An 18,651-nucleotide genomic window follows, 5' to 3' on the forward strand; every position below is an offset into this window, starting at 1 on the left:
CAGCTTGGCGCCGGAGCTCCCTAGTCCAGCTTGGCGCCGGACGTCTTCACCACCTGCGACCAGCGCTGAATGTCGTCCAGAAGGACCCGCGCGAACTGTTCCGGCGAGGTGGCGTACGGATCCGCCCCGTTGGCCGCGAACTTCTCCAGCAGGTCCTTGTCGCGCAAGACATCGGCCACGTCGGCGTTGATCTTCTTCACCACAGCCTCGGGCGTGCCGGCGGGCGCCAGCAGGCCGAACCAGGGGCTCAGCTCGAAGCCGGCGAGCCCGGACTCGCCGAGCGTCGGCACGTTCGGGAGGGCGGGCGAGCGGCGCGAGCCGGTGACCGCCAGCGCCCGCAGCTTGTCGGAGCGGATGTGGCCGGCCACCGAAGGCAGGCTGCTGAAGGTCATCTGGATCTGGCCGGCGATGGTGTCGGTGAGCGCGCCCGCGGCGCCCTTGTAGGGCACGTGGACCAGCTTGATGCCCTGGTTCATGTTCACCATCTCGCCCAGCAGCTGGTTGAGCGAACCGTTGCCGGCGGAGCCGAAGTTCACCTGCCCCGGATGCGCCTTCGCATAGGCGACCAGCTCCGCCACCGTCTTGGGCGGGAAGTTCTGGTTCACGACCAGCGCGAAGGGCACCGTGGCCACCGTCGCGATCGTCACGAAGTCCTTGTAGGGGTCGTAGGGCAGCGAGCGGTACAGGCTGCCGTTGATGGCCTGGGTGCCGACGTAGCTCATGAGGAGCGTGTAGCCATCGGCATGCGACTTGGCGACGTAATCCGTGCCGACGTTGCCGCCGGCGCCGGCCTTGTTCTCCACCACCACCGGCTGGCCCCAGCGCTCCGACAGCTTCTGGCCGACGATGCGGGCCAGCGCGTCGGAGGCGCCGCCGGGCGTCTGCGGCACCACGAGGCGGACCGGTTTCGTCGGGAAGGACTGGGCGGCGGCCGGGCCGGCCGCACAGGCGGCGAGCAGCACCAGGGCGGCGAATCGCTTGAGACGCGGGAACATGCGGAAGTCTCCGGGGGATGGGCCGCTCAGCGCGGCGTGTCGCCCGCCAGCGTGATGCGGTGCATCAGGCGGCGATGGCCGTGGTAGTCGTTGACCGGGTTGTGCTGCACGCAGCGGTTGTCCCAGAACGCCAGCGAACCGGGCTGCCACGCGAAGCGGCAGGTGAACTCCGGCCGGACCTGGTGCTGGAACAGGAACTGCAGCAGCGGCGCGCTCTCCTCCTCCGTCATGCCGTCGAAGCGCACCGTGTGCGCCACGTTGACGAACAGCGCCTTGCGGCCGGTCTCTGGGTGCGTGCGCACCACGGGATGCGAGGCCAGGTAGTCCTTCTTCGCCTCGGCACGGCCGTCGGAAGCGATGCGGTCCTCGCGCGTCTTCGACACGTCGGCCTTGGCCGAACTGCTGATGGCGCGCAGCGGATCGAGCAGCCTGCGCAGGCCTTCCGAGAGCGCCTCGTAGGCCGCGTACTGGCTGGCGAACAGCGTGTCCCCGCCGAAGGGTGGCAACTCGCGCGCGAGCAGCATGGAGCCCATGGGCGGCTGCTCGAGGTAGGTGGTGTCGGAATGCCAGATCCCGCCGAAGTTGCTGCGCTCGTGCTCGAGCTTCTTCACTTCGATGATGACGGGGTGGCCCTCGATGCCCTTGACGAAGGGATATTCGACCGGCTGGCCCATGGCCTGCGCAAAGCGCAGGAACTGCGCCGGCGCGAGCTCCTGGTTGCGGAAGAAGATGACCTGGTGTTCCAGCAGGGCCTGGCGGATGCGGGAGGCGAGGTCGTCCGTGAGGTCCCGGGCCAGGTCCACGCCCTGGAGCTCGGCGCCGAGGGCGCCGGCGATGCGCTTGACTGCAAACTGCGGCATGGTGGCATGCTACCGGTCCGCCGGCCGCGCTGCCATGTGGGAATCCCTCAGGCCGCGATGCGCCCCGCCTCGATCGTGATGCGGCGCTCGCAGCGCGCCGCGATGGCGCGGTCGTGCGTCACCAGCACGAGCGTCGTGCCCTGCTCCCGGTTCAGCTCGAACATGAGGTCCATCACGGTCTCGCCGGTGGCGAAGTCGAGGCTGCCGGTGGGCTCGTCCGCCAGCAGCACCGCGGGGCGCACGACGAAGGCGCGCGCCAGCGCCACCCGCTGCTGCTCGCCGCCGGAGAGCACGCGCGGATAGTGGCCCAGCCGCTCGCCCAGGCCCACCCGTCCCAGCATCTCGGTGGCGGCCTTGCGGGCGTCGCGGCGGCCGGCCAGTTCCAGCGGCAGCATCACGTTCTCCAGCGCCGTCAGGTTGCCCATGAGCTGGAAGCTCTGGAACACGAAGCCCACCTGGCGCGCGCGCAGGTCGGCGCGGTCGTCCTCGTCGAGGGCGAACAGGTCCTGGCCGGCCATGCGCACGGTGCCGCGGGTGGGCGTGTCGAGTCCCGCCACGATGGACAGCAGCGTGCTCTTGCCCGAGCCGGAGGCGCCGACCACGGCCGCGGTCTCGCGCGGCGCAAGGGAGAAATCGATATCGCGGAGAATCTCCAGTGTGCCCGTCGAATCGGTGACGGACTTGTAAACGTGTTCAACGGAGATGATGGGTTCGGACATGCGTTCCTGGATGTGGCGGCGGCGTGACTTTATCGCCGCGGGGCTGGCCGCCGCCGCCGGCGGGGCTCTCGCGGCGGGCACGCCGGTGCTCCTGGTGGTGGGCGACTCCCTGAGCGCCGAGTATGGCCTGAAGCGGGGCAGCGGCTGGGTCGCCCTGCTGGAGCTGCGGCTCGCGAAGGAGAAGATCGCGGCGCGGGTGGTCAACGCCAGCATCAGCGGCGACACCACCTCCGGCGGGCGTTCGCGCCTGCCCGCGCTGCTGCAGCAGCACCGGCCCACGCACGTGATCCTCGAACTGGGGGGCAACGACGCCCTGCGCGGCCTGCCGCTGGCGATGACCGACGAGAACCTGTCGCAAATGACGGACGCGGCCCGCAAGGCGGGCGCCCGCGTGCTGCTGGTGGGCATGCAGGTGCCGCCGAACTACGGCAGCGACTACGCGAAACGCTTCGCGGACCTGTACGTGAAGGTGGCGAAGCAGCACCAGGCGGCGCTGGTGCCCTTCCTGCTGGAAGGCATCGCCGACGGCCCGGATCCCCTGAAGCTGTTCCAGGCCGACCGCATCCACCCGAAGGAAGAGGCACAGCCGCGCATGCTCGAGAACGTCTGGCCCGAACTGAGGAAGATCCTGAAATGAGCGTGCGCCCCATTGCCGCGGCGGACGCGATGGCGCGGCTGGCCGAATTCGATGCCGTCATCGACGCGCGCAGCGAGGCGGAGTACGCCGAGGACCACCTGCCCGAGGCGATCAACTGGCCCTCGCTGGACAACGCGCAGCGCCACGAAGTCGGCACCATGTACAAGCAGGTCAGCCCCTTCGAGGCGCGCAAGCGCGGCGCCGCCCTGGTGGCGGCCAACATCGCCCGCCACATCGAGCGCGAGGTGATGGACAAGCCCAAGGACTGGAAGCCGCTGGTGTACTGCTGGCGCGGCGGCCAGCGCAGCGGCGCGCTGTCGCTGGTGCTGGGGCAGATCGGCTTCCAGGTGCACCTGGTCGAGGGCGGCTACAAGGCCTTCCGCGGCGCGCTGCTGGCCGACCTGCCGGCGCTGGCGGGCCGGCTCTCCTACCGCGTCGTGTGCGGCCCCACCGGCTCGGGCAAGACGCGCCTGCTGCAGGCCCTGGAAGCCGCCGGCGCCCAGGTGCTGGACCTGGAGGGCCTGGCCAGCCACCGCAGCTCCGTTCTGGGGCTGATCCCGGGGCAGCCGCAGCCTTCGCAGAAGCGCTTCGACACGCTGGTGTGGGAGAAGCTGCGCGGCTTCGACCCGGCGCGGCCCGTGTACGTGGAAAGCGAGAGCCGCAAGGTCGGCAACCTGGCCGTGCCCGAAGCCCTGATCGAGGCCATGCGCGCCAGTCCCTGCCTGCGGCTCGACCTGCCGGACGACGAGCGCGTGCAACTGCTGCTGGAGGACTACGCCTTCTTCAGCCACGACCGCGACCTGTTCTGCGAGCGGCTGGAGGCGCTGGCGCAGCTGCGCGGGCGCGAGCAGGTGAAGGCATGGCAGGAGCAGGTGCGTTCGGGCGACCTCGAGACGGTCGTGCGCGAACTGCTGGTGAAGCACTACGACCCGGGGTATGCGAGCTCGACGCAGCGGAATTTCAGGCAGTTCGGCGAGGCGAAGGCGATCGCGCCGAGGGACCGCAGCGCGGAGGCGATGGCGGTACTGGCGCGGGAGCTGGTGGGCTGAGGGCTCCGGAAACCAGACAGCCGAACGCAGAGGGCGCAGAGAATACGCAGAGAACGCAGAAGAAATCCTTTCAAGGATGTTTTCTGCGTTCTCTGCGAACCTTTGCGTCCTCTGCGTTCGGCTGTCTGGTTTTCGCTGTTCAAGCAGCCTTACGCATCCCAGCCGACCGAATCCCGGTAGGCATGCCAGGTCGCATGCCCCAGCCACGGCCCCACCACCAGGATCCCCAGGGTCCACGGCCACAGCGCCAGGAGCGTCAGCGCCACCACCAGCGCGCCCCAGAACACCATCGCGACCGGGTTCTCCAGCACCACCCTGAAGCTGGTGAGCCCCGCCGTGATCGCATCGGTGTCGCGGTCCAGGATCATGGGGATGGCGACCGCCGTGGTGCAGAACACCAGGCCCGCGAACACGCCGCCCACCACGGTGTAGACCGCCAGGAACTCCCAGTTGCGCGGGTTGAACACCGCTTCCAGCACGCCCGCCGTGGACGGCATGCCCGTGTTGAAGAACACCGCGAACACCACCAGCGAGGCGCGGCCCCACAGCAGCTCCAGCACCGTCAGCACCAGCACCAGCAGGCCCATGCTGCCCAGGTGGCCCTCCCAGCAGGTGAGCGTTTCGCCCAGGGCCACGGGCAGGCCCTGCTCGCGCCGCCGGCTCACGTCGTACAGGCCCATCGCCAGGAACGGCCCCACCAGCAGGCAGCCGGACACGAAGGTCATCGTGTACTCGGGGCTGTGGCGGAAGATGTAGCCGATGATCCCGGCCATCGCGCAGAAGCAGATGCCGTAGAAGGCGGCCACGCCGGGAAATGCGGCCAGGTCGCGGGCGCCCCGGGCCAGCCAGTGCAGTGGCGCGGCCACGCCGACGGACCGCACCCGCGGCAAGGCCGGGTGGGCCTTGGCGGCGGACTCGACGGCGGGCGCGGCGCGGTTCTCCATCGCCACAGCGTAGCTGCGGGCCCCGCCGGGCCCAGCCGGGACTTACCCGGGGCGGCGCAGCGCCTGCAGGGCCTGTTCCAGGTCCGCCTGCAGGTCCTCGGGGGCTTCCAGGCCCACCGAGAAGCGCACCAGGATCCCCTTGTGCGCCCAGGTTCCCAGCTGCGCGCTGCGCATCGGCGGGATGTCGTAGGGCACGACAAGGCTCACCGGCCCGCCCCAGGAATAGCCGAGGCGGAACAGCTTCAGAGCGTCGCAGAAAGCATCGACCTGCGCCGTCGCGAAGCGCTCGTGGAAGACGACCGAGAACAGGCCGGCCGCGAGGCCTTCGGGCCCGCACAGGGCGCGCCAGTGGGCGTGGCCCGGCGCGCCCTCCAGCGCGGGATGCAGCACCTGCACGATCTCCTCGCGCCCGGCGCACCAGCGGGCCAGCCGCCGCGCGGCCTCGTCGTGGGCGCGATAGCGCAGCGGCAGGCTGGGCAGCGAGCGCAGCACCGACTCGACGTCGTTGGCGCCGACGCCCCAGCCCACGCGCATGTGCGTGAGCTTCAGCCGGTGGTGCAGCTGCTCGTCGCGGGTGACGATGCTGCCCATGAGGACGTCGCCGCCGCCGCTGGGGTACTTGGTCAGCGCGTGGACGGAGATGTCGACGGCCAGCTTCTCGCCGCTGCCCGGCGCGAGGTCGAAGGCGCTGAAGGCCAGGCCGGCGCCCCAGGTGTTGTCCAGCGCGCAGGGCACGCCCTTGCGCCGGCAGATACGTACCAGCTCCGACAGGTCGGGGAATTCCATCGTGACCGAGCCCGGCGCCTCCAGCCAGACCAGCCGGGTGTGCGGCCCGATGCGCTTCTCCAGGTCGGCGGGCTTCATCGGGTCATAGAGCTGGTGGACGATGCCCCAGCCCCGGAACTCGCCCTCGGCCAGCGCGCGGCTGGGGCCGTAGACGTTGTCCGGCAGCAGGACCTCGTCGCCCGACTTGAGCAACGCCATGCCGACGTTGGCGATGGAGGCGAGGCCGCTGGGAACCAGCACACAGTGCCGGCCGCCCTCGAGGGCGGCGATGCGCTCCTCCAGCAGGAAGGTGGTGGGCGTGCCGTGCAGCCCGTAGGTGTAGCCGTTCTTGTGCCGCCAGTCGCGGGCCCGCAGGGCCGCCGTATCCGCGAAGAGGACCGTGGAGGCCTTGAACACGCCCGGCTGCGGCGCGCTGAAGCCGGCAGGCGGCTGGTAGGGATGGTGGATGAGGTCGGTGACCGGCTTGCTCATGCCGGCCATCGTACCTTGGCGGGGGAAACCGAACAGCCGAACGCAGAGGGCGCAGAGAGTGCGCAGAGGACGCAGAAAACATCCCTTTCAAGGGATTTCTTCTGCGTCCTCTGCGTAACCTTTGCGCCCTCTACGTTCGGCTGTCTGGTTTTCAGGCCTTCAGGACAGTCTCAAACCTTCCACTTCTCCAGCAGCTTCTCCGGCCGCAGCGCGTCGTAGGTCTCGAACGGCTGGTGGATCCACGGGTTGGTGGGGAGGTATTCCACCGAGTAGTCCGGGGTGAACTTGGAGATGCCCTTGGTCCAGATCACCGCGCTGCGCAGTTCCGTGATCGCCTTGTAGTTGCCGCGCAGCATGTCCACCACCCGGTGCAGGGTGAGGCCCGAGTCCGCGAGGTCGTCCACCAGCAGCACGCGGCCGGCGATCTCGCCCTTGGGCGTGGTGATGTAGTGCGCGATGTCCAGGTGCCCCTGCACCGTGCCGGCCTCGGCCCGGTACGAACTGGTGGACATGATCGCCAGCGGCACGTCGAAGATGCGCGAGAGGATGTCCCCCGGGCGCATGCCGCCGCGGGCCAGGCACAGGATGGTGTCGAACTTCCAGCCCGACTGGTACACCTTCAGCGCGAGCTTCTCGCAGAGGTTGTGGTACTCGTCGTAGCTCACGTACAGGTGCTTGCCGTCTTCCGTCAACATCGTTGTGCTTCCTTCAATCCGCGAGGTAGGGGTGGCGCATCATGATCGTGTGGTCGCGATCGGGACTGGTGGAGATGATGTCGACCGGCACCCCCGTGACCTGCTCGATGCGCTGCAGGTACAGCCGCGCATTGACCGGCAGCCGGTCGAACTGGGTCACGCCCACCGTCGACTCGCTCCAGCCCGGCATCGTCTCGTACACCGGCTTGCAGCGGGCGATCTCGTCGGCGCCCAGCGGCAGGATGTCGATGTGCTGGCCATCGAGCTCGTAGCCGGTGCACAGCTTCAGTTCCTCCAGGCCGTCGAGCACGTCCAGCTTGGTGATGCACAGGCCGCTCAGGCCGTTGACCTGCGCGCTGCGCTTCAGCAGCGCGGCGTCGAACCAGCCGCAGCGGCGCGACCGGCCGGTGGTCACGCCCTTCTCCGCGCCCACGGTGGACAGGTGGTAGCCCACGGTGCCGGGCGTCTGCCAATCGAGCTCGGTCGGGAACGGGCCGCCGCCCACGCGGGTGCAGTAGGCCTTGGTGATGCCCAGGATGTAGTGCAGCATGCCCGGGCCCACGCCGGCGCCGGCCGCCGCATTGCCCGCCACGCAGTTGCTGGAGGTCACGTAGGGGTAGGTGCCGTGGTCCACGTCCAGCAGCGTGCCCTGCGCGCCTTCGAACAGCAGGTTGTCCCCGTGCAGATGGGCCTCGTTCAGCTCGCGCGAGACGTCGGCCATCATGGGGCGCAGGATCTCGGCCTGGCGCAGCGACTCGTCGAGCACCTGCTGGTAGTCCAGCGGCTGCGCGCCCAGGTACTGCGTCAGCACGAAGTTGTGCAGTTCCAGCAGCTCCTTCAACCGGGCCGCGAAGCGCTCGGGGTGCTTCAGGTCCTGCACGCGCAGGGCGCGGCGGGCGATCTTGTCCTCGTAGGCCGGGCCGATGCCGCGGCCGGTGGTGCCGATCTTCTCGGTGCCGCCCTGCTCGCGCTTCGCTTCGCGCGCCAGGTCCAGCGCCGCGTGGAACGGCAGGATCAGGGGGCAGGCCTCGCTGATGCGCAGGCGCGAGCGCACCTCCACGCCCGCCTTCTCCAGCCCCTCGATCTCCTCCAGCAGCTTGGCGACCGACAGCACCACGCCGTTGCCGATGTAGCACTTCACGCCCGGGCGCATGATGCCGCTCGGGATCAGGTGCAGCGCCGTCTTCACGCCGTTGATCACCAGCGTGTGGCCCGCGTTGTGGCCGCCCTGGAAGCGCACCACGCCCTGGGCCATCTCGGTCAGCCAGTCGACCAGCTTGCCCTTGCCTTCGTCGCCCCACTGGGTGCCGACCACGACCACATTGCGGCCCTTCGTCTTCGTCATCACTTGACTCTCGCGGGAAAAAAGATTCGGTTGAGGGGATCAGCAGCCGCGCACGGCCCAGCGGCCGGCGGCGTCGCGCGCCAGTTCGCGGTCGCAGTGGAACTCGTCCACTTCGCTTTCGTGGCCGGGCAGTACGCAGACGACGGTCTCGCCCTGGCCGCGCAGCTGCGCGATCGCGCCGCGCAGTTCGACGGCGTCCGGGCCGGCGTCCAGCCACGGCGCGCGGATCGCGGCCTTCAGCGGCCGCTTCGCGGCCACGCCCACCAGCTCGCGAACGTCGAGGCTAAAGCCGACGGCGGGGCGGTTGCGGCCGAACACGGCGCCGACTTCGTCGTAGCGGCCGCCGCGCACCAGCGCGTCGCTGGCGCCCGGCGTGTAGATGCCGAAGCGCATGCCGCTGTAGTAGGCGTAGCCGCGCAGGTCGGCGAGGTCGAAGCGCAGGCGCGCGCCCCCGACGTGGCCGGAGATCCAGCGCAGGTGCTGCAGCGCCTGCTGCAGGAGGGCCGAATCCGGCAGCACGCGCGCCGCCTCGTCCAGCACCTTCGCGTCGCCGTACAGATTGACCAGTGCCAGCAAGCCCTCGCGGGCCGCGCTCGGGAATTCCGCGGTCAGGGCCGCCAGCTCCGGCGCGTCCTTGGTGGCCAGCGCCGCATGCACGCGCGCCATGCGCTCGCCCGCGACGCCCACGCCCGCGAGCAGCGAGCGCACGATGCGCGCATCGGCCATGTCCACCGTGAGCGGTTCGACGCGGGTGGCCTTCAGGCAGTCGAGGGCCAGCAGCAGCGCCTCGAGGTCGGCTTCCAGGCCGGCGTGGCCGTAGATCTCGGCGCCGAATTGCAAGGGCTCCCGGGTGGCGTGCGGACGGTCGGGGCGCGTGTGCAGCACCGGCCCGCAGTAGCACAGGCGCGTCACGCCCTGGCGGTTCAGGAGGTGGGCGTCGATGCGGGCGACCTGGGGCGTGGTGTCGGCGCGCAGGCCCAGCATGCGGCCGGACAGCTGGTCGACCAGCTTGAAGGTCTGCAGGTCGAGCGCCTCGCCGGTGCCGGTCAGCAGCGACTCCAGGTGCTCCAGCATGGGCGGCATCACCAGCTCGTAGCCGTAGCCACGGGCGGTGTCGAGCAGCTCGCGACGGAGTTCTTCGATGTGCCGGGCCTCGGAAGGCAACACATCGGCGATGTGATCCGGCAGGACCCAGGCGGACATGGGATGGGGGGCTGTTAAAAACGTGATTCTACCGGGGCGTCGCGCTGCGGCCGACTTCCCCCCCACGGGGGCACTGATCAGAACATCCGAAAAATCGCTTCAGCGATTTTTCGGGTGACTCACAGAACGATCCAGAGCAGGACCAGGCCGATCAGGATGCTGGTGAGGCCGAAGAAGCGCAGTTGGCCGTCCCTCAGCTGCATCAGCCGCAGGAAGGTCTGGCGCCAGCCGCCCGGCGACAGGAAGGGGAACAGCCCTTCCAGCACCAGCATCAGGGCCAGCGCGGCCCAGAAGATCTCGCCGTCCAACGGGCTTACCGGCGCGGGGCCGCCGGGGCGCTCGTGGCGGCCGCGCCGGAGCCGCCACCGCGGAAGGCGCGGAAGAACTCGGTGCCGGACGGATCGATCACCAGCACGTCGCTCTTCTTGTTGAAGCTCGACTTGTAGGCCTCCAGGCTGCGGTAGAACTGCGCGAACTGCGGGTCGCGGCCGAAGGCTTCGCCGTAGACCGCCGCCGCCTGCGCGTCGCCCTCGCCCTTGATCTTCTGGGCATCGCGGTAGGCATTGGCCACAGTCACCTCGCGCTGCCGGTCGGCATCGGCGCGGATCTTCTCGCCCTCGGCGGCGCCCGTCGAGCGCAGCTCGTTGGCCACGCGCTTGCGCTCCGCTTCCATGCGGCGGTAGACCGATTCGGTGATCGCCTCGACGTAGTCGGCGCGCGTGATGCGCACGTCGATCACGTCCACGCCCCAGGGCTTGGCGCCCTTGACGACCTCCTGCACCTCGCGCTTGACGTCGGCCATCAGCTGCTCGCGCTTGGACGACAGCAGTTCGCGCACGGTGAAGCGGTTGACTTCCTCCTGGAAGGCATTGCGCACCACCCGATTGAGCTGGTTGTTGCCTGCGGCTTCGTCCAGGCCCACGTTGCGGATGTACTGCAGCGGGTCCGTGATGCGCCAGCGCACATACCAGTCGATCACCACGCGCTGCTTCTCGGCCGTCAGCATGGGCTCGGTGTCCACGCTGTCCAGCGTCAGCAGGCGCTTGTCGATGTAGCTCACGCTCTGCAGCGGCGGCGGCAGCTTGAACTTCAGGCCGGGCTCGCTGATCACGTCCTTGACCTGGCCGAAGGCATAGACCACGCCGAACTGGCGCTGGTCCACCACGAACAGCATGGAGCTGAGCAGGGCCAGCAGCACCAGCAGGGAGGAAACGATGAAACCGATGCGATTCATTCCGGCCTCCGCCGAGCCGCCTCAAGGAGGCCGGACGCCCCCTCGGGGGGCAGCGAGTACACGTAGTGACGAGCGTGGGGGTACATATTCAACGAGACTCCCGCTCGCGGCCGCGGGCGTTGTCGCGCGCGCGGGCGTCGGTGGACGACGAGGACGAGGACGAAGGCGGGGCCGAGGCCGGCGAGGGCTGCTGCGTCGTGGGGTCGTGCGGCGGCTGCGGCGCCGCAGCGCCGCCGGCGGCCACCTGCTGCAGGATCTTGTCCATCGGCAGGAACAGCATGTTGCTGCCTTGGCGCGACTCCACCATCACCTTGGTGACGTTGCTATAGATCTGCTGCATGGACTCCAGGTACAGGCGGTCCCGCGTGACCTGCGGGGCGCGCTGGTATTCGACCAGCAGCAGCTTGAAACGCTGCGCATCGCCCTGGGCCTGCGCCACGATGCGGGCCTTGTAGCCCTCGGACTCCTGCGCCAGCCGCGAGGCGGCGCCGGTGGCGCGCGGGATCACGTCGTTGGCATAGGCCTGCGCCTCGTTCTTGGAGCGCTCGCGCTCCTGGGCGGCGCGCAGCACGTCGTCGAAGGCGGCCTGCACCTGCTCGGGCGGACGCACGCCGCCCTGCTGCAGGTTGATGCCGACGACTTCGGCGCCGATCTGGTAGCGGTCCAGGATCTGCTGCATCAGCGTGCGCACGCGCGGTCCGATCTGGTCGCGCTCGTCGGCCAGCGCCGTGTCCATGCGCATCTTGCCGACCACCTCGCGCACCGCCGTCTCGGCCGCCTGCACCACGGCCTCCTGCGGGTTCTTGCTGTTGAACAGCCAGGCGCGGGCGTCGTTCAGGCGGTACTGCACGGCGAACTTGATCTCGACGATGTTCTCGTCCTCGGTCAGCATCGCCGATTCCTTGAGGCCGGTGGCGCGGATCACGTTGTCGCGGCCGACGTCGACCGAGCGGATCTGCGTCACGTAGACGACCTCGTGGCGCTCGATCGGGTACGGCAGCCGCCAGTTGAAGCCGGCGCCCACGGTGGCGCTGTAGCGCCCGAAGCGCGTGATGACCGCCTGCTGGCCTTCCTGCACGATGAAGATGCCGGTGCCCATCCAGATGACCACCACCACGATCGCGATCAGGCCGGCGCCCACCCCGGCGCTCTTCATGTCCGGCTGGAAGTTGCCGTTGCCGCCGCTGCCGAAGTTGCCGCCGCTGCCCCCGCGCCGGCTGCCGAACAGGCCCCCGAGCTTGCGGTTGAAGTCGCGCCACAGTTCGTCGAGGTCGGGCGGCCCCTGGTTCGGCCCCTTGCCGTCCCCGCGGTCGCGATCGCGATCGCCGCGGTCACGGTCGTTGTTCTTGTCTTCGCCGCGGCCCCAGCGTGGATCGTTCAGGTTGAACATGCCCCGGATGCGGCCTACCAGCCCGGAAGGGAAGAGGCTGCGGGAAAGAAGCTTCATTCGTTCGAATCTCTCGTTATCGGCAGCCGCATTGTGCCCAAAAGCGGTTGAGGTCAGGATGAGCCCGCCGGCTCGGCGTCCGCCCGCTGGGAGGCGACGGACACGATACGGGTGAGTTCCGCGCGCAGGTCCGCCAGGCCCTCGCCCGTGCGGCTGCTGACGAACACGCGTGGATGCTGCACGCCTTCCACCTCGAAGCGGTCCACCTGCTGGCGCGGCCGCTGGCTGGCTTCGAGCGCATCGATCTTGTTGAACACCAGCAGCTGCGGCACCTCCGCGGCGCCGATCTCGTGCAGCACCCGCTGCACTTCCGTGATCTGCTCGTGGTGGTGCGGGTTGGCCGCGTCGACCACGTGCAGCAGCAGGTCGGCGTCCGCCGCCTCCTGGAGCGTGGCCTGGAAGGCGTCGATCAGGCCGTGCGGCAGGTCGCGGATGAAGCCGACCGTGTCCGACAGCGACACCGAGCGCCCCGCCATGCCGTTGCCCGTCGATGCGTCCTGCAGGAACAGCTGGCGGGTGGTGGTGTCCAGGGTGGCGAACAGCTGGTCGGCCGCATAGGCGCGGGCCTTCACCAGCGCGTTGAACAGCGTCGATTTGCCGGCGTTGGTGTAGCCCACGATCGAGATGTTGAAGGTCTCGCGCCGCTCGCGCTGGCGCCGCTGGGTGGCGCGCTGCTTCTTCACCTTGACCAGGCGTTCCCGCGTGCGCTTGATCGAGTCGTCGATCATGCGCCGGTCCAGTTCGATCTGCTTTTCGCCCGGGCCGCCGCGCACGCCGGCACCGCCAGTCTGGCGCTCCAGGTGCGACCAGCGCCGCACCAGGCGGGTGCTCAGGTACTGCAGGCGGGCCAGTTCCACCTGCAGCTTGCCTTCGTGGCTGCGGGCGCGCTGGGCGAAGATCTCCAGGATCAGCAGGGTGCGGTCGTTGACCGGCAGGCCCATGTGCCGCTCGAGGTTGCGCTGCTGCGCCGGGCTCAGGGCCTGGTCGAACAGGATCTCGCTGGCGCCCGTCTCCTCGGCCAGCTGCTTGATCTCGTCCGCCTTGCCGCGGCCGACGAACAGCGCGGCGTCCGGGGCCCTGCGCTTGCAGGCCACGCGGGCGACCGGCTCCATGCCCGCGGTCTGGGCGAGCTGGCCCAGTTCCTCGAGTTCGGCGTCGAAGTGGGGAAGGCCCAGATCCACCCCCACCAGGATGGTGGCGGCGGCCGGGCGTTCGGAGGATGCGGTCAATCCGGCAACCAGGTCAAACGGAGTGCGGGCCCGCCCAGGCGGGCCGGCTTGCGCGTCAGTCTCAGCTGGCGTTGCCTTCACCCGTTTCCGCGGGTGAGAAGTTCACGGCCCGGCCCGGGACGATGGTGGAGATCGCGTGCTTGTAGACCATCTGCGTCACGGTGTTGCGAAGCAGCACCACGTACTGGTCGAAGGATTCGATCTGGCCCTGCAGCTTGATGCCGTTGACGAGGTAAATCGACACCGGGACATGCTCTCGACGCAGGGTGTTCAGGAAGGGGTCTTGTAGTAGCTGCCCTTTGTTGCTCACGATATTCTCCGTGTTTCCGGTGTTGTTGGAGATTGCACATTACCACAGCAACGGTGCCGGGCGCTCAATCCCTGACGGCCCAGTTGCAGCCGTTGATGCGAATTTCAGGTCCGACGGTCGGCCGGCCGGCCTTATTCCTTGTCGGCGTAGGGATTCTTCGAGGTGCGCATCTCGATGCGCAGGGGGGTCCCCACCAGTCCGAACTCCTTGCGGAAGCGCCCTTCCAGGAAGCGCTTGTAGGCGTCGGTGACGTGCTCCAGCGAGTTGCCGTGGACCACGATCACGGGCGGGTTCATGCCGCCCTGGTGGGCGTAGCGCAGCTTGGGCCGGAACATGCCGGAGCGCTTGGGCGACTGGAACTGCACCGCCTCGTGCACCAGCCGGGTGAGCACGGGGGTCGTCATCTTCATCATGGCCGACTTGTAGGCCTGCCCGATGGACGTCCAGACCGGCCCCAGGCCCTGGCGCTTGGCCGCCGAGATGAAGTGCAGGTCGGCGAACTTCAGGAAGGGCAGGCGCTGCTCCACCTGGCGGCGCACCAGCTCGCGCTGGTAGTCGTCCACCGCGTCCCACTTGTTGATGGCCAGCACCACGGCGCGGCCGCTTTCCAGGATGAAGCCGGCGATGTGGGCGTCCTGGTCGGTCACGCCCTGGGTGGCGTCCAGCAGCAGCAGGACGACATTCGCCGACTCGATCGCCTGCAACGTCTTGACCACCGAGAACTTCTCGATCGCCTCGAACACCTTGCCCTTGCGGCGCAGGCCGGCCGTGTCGATCAGCTCGAACTTCTGGCCGCCGCGCTCGAAGGGCACCGAGATGGCGTCCCGGGTGGTGCCGGGCAGGTCGAAGGCGACCAGCCGCTCCTCGCCCAGCCAGGCGTTGATCAGGGTCGACTTGCCGACGTTGGGGCGGCCGGCCACGGCCAGCTTGAGGATGCCGCTCTGCTGGGCGGCATCGGCGTCTTCCGCCTCCTCGGGCAGGTTCAGCGGCTCGAAGGCCACGTCCACCAGGCTGCGGATGCCCTGCCCGTGGGCGGCGGACACAGGGTGGACCTCGCCCAGCCCCAGTTCGTAGAACTCGGCCAGCTGCGCGCCCTCCTGCATGCCTTCGGCCTTGTTGGCCGCCAGCACGGTGGGCTTGCCCAGCTTGCGCAGGTAGTTGGCGATGTCGTGGTCCTGGGCGGACAGGCCGCCCCGCGCATCGACCACGAACACCACGATGTCGGCCTCGGCCACCGCCTGCTGCGTCTGCTTGGCCATCTCCTTGTAGATGCCCTGCTCCGCGGTCGGCTCGAAGCCGCCGGTGTCGATGACGATGAACTCGTAGCGGCCCTGCTTCGCGTTGCCGTAGTGGCGGTCGCGCGTGAGGCCCGCGAAGTCGGCGACGATGGCGTCGCGCGACTTGGTCAGCCGGTTGAAGAGCGTCGATTTCCCGACGTTGGGGCGGCCCACCAGGGCCATCACCGGCTTCATGTCTATCCTTACTGCGGGACGAACCCGTAGACGTTGCCGCCGTGCGTCACGACCACCAGCGTGTTCCCCGCGGCGACCGGTGCGGCCGCGATGGCGGTGCCGTCGGTGGGCAGGCGATTGAGCAGCGAGCCGTCCTCTCGCGACAGCAGGTGGACGAAGCCGAACTCGTCGCCGACCACCACGGAGCGGCCCAGGGCGAGCGGCGTGCCGACGCCGCGCCACTGGAGCTTGTCGTTGACCCAGGCCCGCTGGCCGTCGCTGCGGCGCCAGGAGACGATCTTGCTGTCGCTCTCGGTGCCGAACACGTTGGCGGCATCGCCGCTGAGGCCCTCGGAGCCGTTGGCGCGCTGCGTCCAGGCCACGGTGCCGCGGGCCGCGTCGGCGCAGCCCACGGCGGCCTGGAAGGCCCGCGCGCAGACCGAGTCGCCCACGCGGCTCACCCGGCCGACCAGGTCGACCAGGCGCTCGACGTCGTTGATGCCGCGCGCGGTGGCGATCGGCACTTCCCAGCGCACGCTGCCGTTCAGCGGGTTCAGGCCCGCCAGCCGGCCGCCCTGCCCCACCACGAGGGTGTCGCCCACGGCCAGGATCACGCCGGCCTGGCGCAGCACCAGCGGCTCGCCCTGGCGCTGCTGCGTCCACAGGCGGCGGCCGGTGCCGCCGTCGAAGGCGGACACGGAGCGGTCGCCCCCCAGCACGAACACCCGCGCGCCGGCCACCAGGGGCGCGGTGTACGACAGGGCGTTGAGCTTCTGGCGCCAGACTTCCTTGCCGCTGGAGAAGGCGACCAGTTCGTTGTTGCGCGTCACCACGGCGGCCGTGCCGCCATCGAAGCCCACGCCGGCGGCCAGCGGGGCGCCGGCGCTGCCGCGCCATTGCTCGCGGCCGCTGGTGGCGTCGAAGCCGGCTACCGTGCCGTCGCTGGAGGCGACGGCGGCGACATTGCCGTTGACGGCCACCACCAGCGGGAAATCGACCGCGCCGACCCTGGCGGTCCAGGACTGCTGCACGCCGATCAGGTTGGGGTTGGGCTGCAGGTCGGCCGGCTTCGGCTTTTCCGCCCCTCCCACGAAGGGCAGCGAATTCAGGAAGGAGCAGCCGGCCAGCAGCGCGACCGCCCCGGCGGCCAGCACGGCGCGGGTGAGGCGCGGTCCCGTCATGACTTGGCGGGCTCCCCGGCGGGCTTGAGCGTCTGCACGTCCACGCCGAGGGCGGTGAGCTTCACCTCCACCAGCGGGCGGTACTGCGAATCGGCGGGGAAGCCCTGCCAGGCCTTCATGTATTCCAGCTTGGCCTGGTCCTTGTTGCCCTGCAGGTTGTAGATGTCGCCGCGGCGGTCGGCCGCCAGCGGCTCGAACTCGCGCGGCACGCCGGAGGTGAGCTGCTTCAGGGCGCCGTCGAAGTCCTTGGCCTGCACCAGCAGGCCGGCCAGGCGCAGCTTCGCCACCGCTTGCAGCCCCTCGTCGCTGGCGTCGCTGGCCACCCACTGGAGCGCGGACTTGGCCGCATCGGCCTTGCCGGTCTCGGCGAGCACGCGCCCGGCCAGCAGGCCCGCCTGCTGCGCGTAGGTGGTGCGGCCGAACTTGTCCTTGATGTCCTTGAAGGCCTGCTCCACGCGGGCGGCGTCGCCGCCCACCGCGGCGCGTTCCACCTCGTCGTAGAGGAAGGAGGCCTGCACCGCCTGCCGCCGCTGCCAGTACTGCCAGCCATTCCAGGCGGCGACGGAGCCGAAGATGACGATGAGGATCCAGGTGATCAGGTTGCCGTACTGGTTCCAGAAGTGCTTGAGTTCGTCAAGCTGTTCCTGTTCTTCGAGGTCTAAGTGTCTAGCCATGTCATGCCCTTCGGAGGGCTTCTTGTGCGCCCGGTTGGGGTGGGATTGTAGGTGAGCCGCCCGGGCGGGGGCTCAGGCGCGCAGCGTGCCGGCCCAGGCCGCCGGGTCGGCGAGCGGCCGCAGTTCCTGGGAGCCGGCCCGCAGGTCCTTCACGGTGACCTGTCCCTGCGCCAGTTCGTCGCCCCCGAAGACCAGGGCGAAGCGGGCGCCGCTCGCGTCGGCCTTCTTGAACTGCGACTTCATGCTGCCGGGGCCGTCCGCCCCGCCCGCGTGCTGCTGCACGCGCACGCCGGCGGTGCGCAGCGCCTCCAGGGCGACGATCACCGGGGGCAGCGGGGTGCCCGCCGGCACGACCGCATAGGCATCGGGCGCCGCGCTGGGCACGGCGACCTTCAGCTCCTGCAGGAGCAGCAGCAGGCGCTCGATGCCGAGGCCGAAGCCCACCGCGGGCGCGGGCTTGCCCCCCAGCTGCTCGATCAGCCCGTCGTAGCGGCCGCCGCCGCAGACCGTGCCCTGCGAGCCGAGCTGGTCGGTCACCCACTCGAACACGGTGAGGTTGTAGTAGTCCATGCCCCGCACCAGGCGCGGGTTGACGCGGTATTCCAGGCCCACCGCGTCCAGCGCCGCGCGCACGGCGTCGAAGTGGGCGCGCGAAGCCTCGCCGAGGTGGTCGATCAGCCGCGGCGCCCCTTCGATCAGGGCCTGCATGGAGGGCACCTTGCTGTCCAGGATGCGCAGCGGGTTGGTGTGCAGGCGCCGCTTCGAATCCTCGTCCAGGGCGTCGGCGTGCTGCTGGAAGTACGCCACCAGCGCCTCGCGGTGGGCCCGCCGCTCCTCCGGCTGGCCCAGGCTGTTCAACTCCAGCCGCACGTCGCGGCCCTCGACCAGGCCCAGCTCGCGCCACAGGGCGCGGGCCATGAGGATCATCTCGGCGTCCACGTCGGGGCCGGCGAAGCCCAGCGCCTCGACATCGAGCTGGAAGAACTGGCGGTAGCGGCCCTTCTGCGGCCGCTCGTGGCGGAACATCGGCCCGATGGTCCACAGCCGCAGCGGGCCGTTGTACAGGGCGTTGTGCTCGTTCATCGCGCGCACGATGCCGGCGGTGGCCTCGGGACGCAGGGTCAGGCGGTCGCCGTTCATGGAATCGACGAAGGAGTACATCTCCTTCTCCACGATGTCGGTGACTTCGCCGAGGCCGCGCACGAACAGCGCGGTCGGCTCGACGATCGGCGTCAGCAGGTACTGGTAGCCGTAGCGCGCCATGGCCGTGCGCACGCAGGATTCGAACCACTGCCACAGGGCGGAGTCCGGCAGCCGTTCCGTGCGCGGCACGGAGGGCGGCAGGATGTCGTTCATGCCCTTGACGGCAACGAGTTTCTCCGCCTTCTTCGCGGCGGCATTGTTTTCGGTGGTCATGTCGC

19 protein-coding genes are annotated in these 18,651 nt (G+C 69.6%); 2 read left to right on the top strand and 17 right to left on the bottom strand.

Features of this window, described 5'->3' with window-relative positions:
* Positions 1 to 20: 20 nt before the first annotated feature.
* Genes JJ685_RS00930 through JJ685_RS00940 form a run of 3 tightly spaced genes read right to left on the bottom strand, consistent with a single transcriptional unit; the run spans position 21 to position 2,574 of the window.
* Positions 21 to 995, bottom strand: a complete 975-nt coding sequence (locus JJ685_RS00930) for a Bug family tripartite tricarboxylate transporter substrate binding protein (RefSeq protein WP_201672298.1) — start codon at positions 993 to 995, stop codon at positions 21 to 23.
* Between the two features lie 26 nt (positions 996 to 1,021).
* Positions 1,022 to 1,855: a TauD/TfdA dioxygenase family protein gene (locus JJ685_RS00935; RefSeq protein WP_201672299.1), complete on the bottom strand. Its 834-nt coding sequence runs from the start codon at positions 1,853 to 1,855 to the stop codon at positions 1,022 to 1,024.
* Positions 1,856 to 1,902: 47 nt separating this feature from the next.
* Positions 1,903 to 2,574 carry an ABC transporter ATP-binding protein gene (locus tag JJ685_RS00940; protein ID WP_201672300.1) on the bottom strand — a complete coding sequence of 224 codons (672 nt, stop codon included), beginning with the start codon at positions 2,572 to 2,574 and terminating at the stop codon, positions 1,903 to 1,905.
* Here JJ685_RS00940 and JJ685_RS00945 point away from each other — a divergent pair.
* Positions 2,573 to 3,211: an arylesterase gene (locus JJ685_RS00945; RefSeq protein ID WP_201672301.1), complete on the top strand. Its 639-nt coding sequence runs from the start codon at positions 2,573 to 2,575 to the stop codon at positions 3,209 to 3,211. The two genes, JJ685_RS00940 and JJ685_RS00945, sit on opposite strands and share 2 nt — an antisense overlap.
* On the top strand, positions 3,208 to 4,260 hold the full coding sequence (gene mnmH, locus JJ685_RS00950; RefSeq protein WP_201672302.1) for a tRNA 2-selenouridine(34) synthase MnmH: 1,053 nt from the start codon (positions 3,208 to 3,210) through the stop codon (positions 4,258 to 4,260). The genes JJ685_RS00945 and mnmH overlap by 4 nt, the downstream gene beginning before the upstream one ends.
* 149 nt (positions 4,261 to 4,409) lie before the next feature.
* Here mnmH and JJ685_RS00955 read toward each other — a convergent pair whose 3' ends face one another.
* The 14 genes from JJ685_RS00955 to hisS all read right to left on the bottom strand — a co-directional run bounded on the left by JJ685_RS00955 (position 4,410) and on the right by hisS (position 18,646).
* Positions 4,410 to 5,204 (bottom strand): DUF2189 domain-containing protein, encoded by a 795-nt coding sequence (locus JJ685_RS00955; protein ID WP_201672303.1) that lies wholly within the window; start codon positions 5,202 to 5,204, stop codon positions 4,410 to 4,412.
* A 42-nt stretch (positions 5,205 to 5,246) separates the two neighbouring features.
* On the bottom strand, positions 5,247 to 6,461 hold the full coding sequence (locus JJ685_RS00960; protein WP_201672304.1) for a PLP-dependent transferase: 1,215 nt from the start codon (positions 6,459 to 6,461) through the stop codon (positions 5,247 to 5,249).
* Positions 6,462 to 6,631: 170 nt separating this feature from the next.
* A complete protein-coding gene (locus JJ685_RS00965; RefSeq protein ID WP_201672305.1) occupies positions 6,632 to 7,156 on the bottom strand; it encodes a phosphoribosyltransferase in 525 nt (174 codons plus the stop codon).
* Positions 7,157 to 7,169: 13 nt separating this feature from the next.
* Positions 7,170 to 8,501: an adenylosuccinate synthase gene (locus JJ685_RS00970; RefSeq protein ID WP_201672306.1), complete on the bottom strand. Its 1,332-nt coding sequence runs from the start codon at positions 8,499 to 8,501 to the stop codon at positions 7,170 to 7,172.
* Positions 8,502 to 8,540: 39 nt separating this feature from the next.
* Positions 8,541 to 9,704, bottom strand: coding sequence for an ATP phosphoribosyltransferase regulatory subunit (locus JJ685_RS00975; protein ID WP_201672307.1), 1,164 nt, complete (start codon positions 9,702 to 9,704; stop codon positions 8,541 to 8,543).
* Positions 9,705 to 9,823: 119 nt separating this feature from the next.
* A complete protein-coding gene (locus JJ685_RS00980) occupies positions 9,824 to 10,012 on the bottom strand; it encodes a DUF2065 domain-containing protein (RefSeq protein WP_201672308.1) in 189 nt (62 codons plus the stop codon).
* Between the two features lie 5 nt (positions 10,013 to 10,017).
* Entirely contained in the window at positions 10,018 to 10,938 is a 921-nt protein-coding gene (hflC, locus tag JJ685_RS00985; protein WP_201672309.1) for a protease modulator HflC, read from the bottom strand.
* Between the two features lie 88 nt (positions 10,939 to 11,026).
* A complete protein-coding gene (gene hflK, locus JJ685_RS00990) occupies positions 11,027 to 12,385 on the bottom strand; it encodes an FtsH protease activity modulator HflK (protein WP_201672310.1) in 1,359 nt (452 codons plus the stop codon).
* 53 nt (positions 12,386 to 12,438) lie between these two features.
* Entirely contained in the window at positions 12,439 to 13,614 is a 1,176-nt protein-coding gene (hflX, locus tag JJ685_RS00995) for a GTPase HflX (protein WP_236598644.1), read from the bottom strand.
* Between the two features lie 61 nt (positions 13,615 to 13,675).
* Positions 13,676 to 13,924: an RNA chaperone Hfq gene (gene hfq, locus JJ685_RS01000; RefSeq protein WP_201672311.1), complete on the bottom strand. Its 249-nt coding sequence runs from the start codon at positions 13,922 to 13,924 to the stop codon at positions 13,676 to 13,678.
* 131 nt (positions 13,925 to 14,055) lie between these two features.
* A complete protein-coding gene (gene der, locus JJ685_RS01005) occupies positions 14,056 to 15,396 on the bottom strand; it encodes a ribosome biogenesis GTPase Der (protein ID WP_201672312.1) in 1,341 nt (446 codons plus the stop codon).
* A gap of 8 nt (positions 15,397 to 15,404) precedes the next feature.
* Entirely contained in the window at positions 15,405 to 16,556 is a 1,152-nt protein-coding gene (gene bamB, locus JJ685_RS01010) for an outer membrane protein assembly factor BamB (RefSeq protein ID WP_201672313.1), read from the bottom strand.
* On the bottom strand, positions 16,553 to 17,230 hold the full coding sequence (locus tag JJ685_RS01015) for a YfgM family protein (protein WP_201672314.1): 678 nt from the start codon (positions 17,228 to 17,230) through the stop codon (positions 16,553 to 16,555). The genes bamB and JJ685_RS01015 overlap by 4 nt, the downstream gene beginning before the upstream one ends.
* Positions 17,231 to 17,302: 72 nt before the next feature.
* Positions 17,303 to 18,646 (bottom strand): histidine--tRNA ligase, encoded by a 1,344-nt coding sequence (gene hisS / locus JJ685_RS01020; protein ID WP_201672315.1) that lies wholly within the window; start codon positions 18,644 to 18,646, stop codon positions 17,303 to 17,305.
* Positions 18,647 to 18,651 lie beyond the last annotated feature (5 nt).

Origin of the sequence: Ramlibacter monticola, assembly GCF_016722785.1 — a bacterium.
Lineage (GTDB): Bacteria > Pseudomonadota > Gammaproteobacteria > Burkholderiales > Burkholderiaceae_C > Ramlibacter > Ramlibacter monticola.

Excerpts from the sequence above, each read along its gene's own strand:
- JJ685_RS00930 (WP_201672298.1), bottom strand. The coding sequence starts at position 995 with ATGTTCCCGCGTCTCAAGCGATTCGCCGCCCTGGTGCTGCTCGCCGCC.
- JJ685_RS00935 (WP_201672299.1), bottom strand. The coding sequence starts at position 1,855 with ATGCCGCAGTTTGCAGTCAAGCGCATCGCCGGCGCCCTCGGCGCCGAG.
- JJ685_RS00945 (WP_201672301.1), top strand. The coding sequence starts at position 2,573 with ATGCGTTCCTGGATGTGGCGGCGGCGTGACTTTATCGCCGCGGGGCTG.
- JJ685_RS00940 (WP_201672300.1), bottom strand. The coding sequence starts at position 2,574 with ATGTCCGAACCCATCATCTCCGTTGAACACGTTTACAAGTCCGTCACC.
- mnmH (WP_201672302.1), top strand. The coding sequence starts at position 3,208 with ATGAGCGTGCGCCCCATTGCCGCGGCGGACGCGATGGCGCGGCTGGCC.
- JJ685_RS00955 (WP_201672303.1), bottom strand. The coding sequence starts at position 5,204 with ATGGAGAACCGCGCCGCGCCCGCCGTCGAGTCCGCCGCCAAGGCCCAC.
- JJ685_RS00960 (WP_201672304.1), bottom strand. The coding sequence starts at position 6,461 with ATGAGCAAGCCGGTCACCGACCTCATCCACCATCCCTACCAGCCGCCT.
- JJ685_RS00965 (WP_201672305.1), bottom strand. The coding sequence starts at position 7,156 with ATGTTGACGGAAGACGGCAAGCACCTGTACGTGAGCTACGACGAGTAC.
- JJ685_RS00970 (WP_201672306.1), bottom strand. The coding sequence starts at position 8,501 with ATGACGAAGACGAAGGGCCGCAATGTGGTCGTGGTCGGCACCCAGTGG.
- JJ685_RS00975 (WP_201672307.1), bottom strand. The coding sequence starts at position 9,704 with ATGTCCGCCTGGGTCCTGCCGGATCACATCGCCGATGTGTTGCCTTCC.
- hflC (WP_201672309.1), bottom strand. The coding sequence starts at position 10,938 with ATGAATCGCATCGGTTTCATCGTTTCCTCCCTGCTGGTGCTGCTGGCC.
- hflK (WP_201672310.1), bottom strand. The coding sequence starts at position 12,385 with ATGAAGCTTCTTTCCCGCAGCCTCTTCCCTTCCGGGCTGGTAGGCCGC.
- der (WP_201672312.1), bottom strand. The coding sequence starts at position 15,396 with ATGAAGCCGGTGATGGCCCTGGTGGGCCGCCCCAACGTCGGGAAATCG.
- bamB (WP_201672313.1), bottom strand. The coding sequence starts at position 16,556 with ATGACGGGACCGCGCCTCACCCGCGCCGTGCTGGCCGCCGGGGCGGTC.
- JJ685_RS01015 (WP_201672314.1), bottom strand. The coding sequence starts at position 17,230 with ATGGCTAGACACTTAGACCTCGAAGAACAGGAACAGCTTGACGAACTC.
- hisS (WP_201672315.1), bottom strand. The coding sequence starts at position 18,646 with ATGACCACCGAAAACAATGCCGCCGCGAAGAAGGCGGAGAAACTCGTT.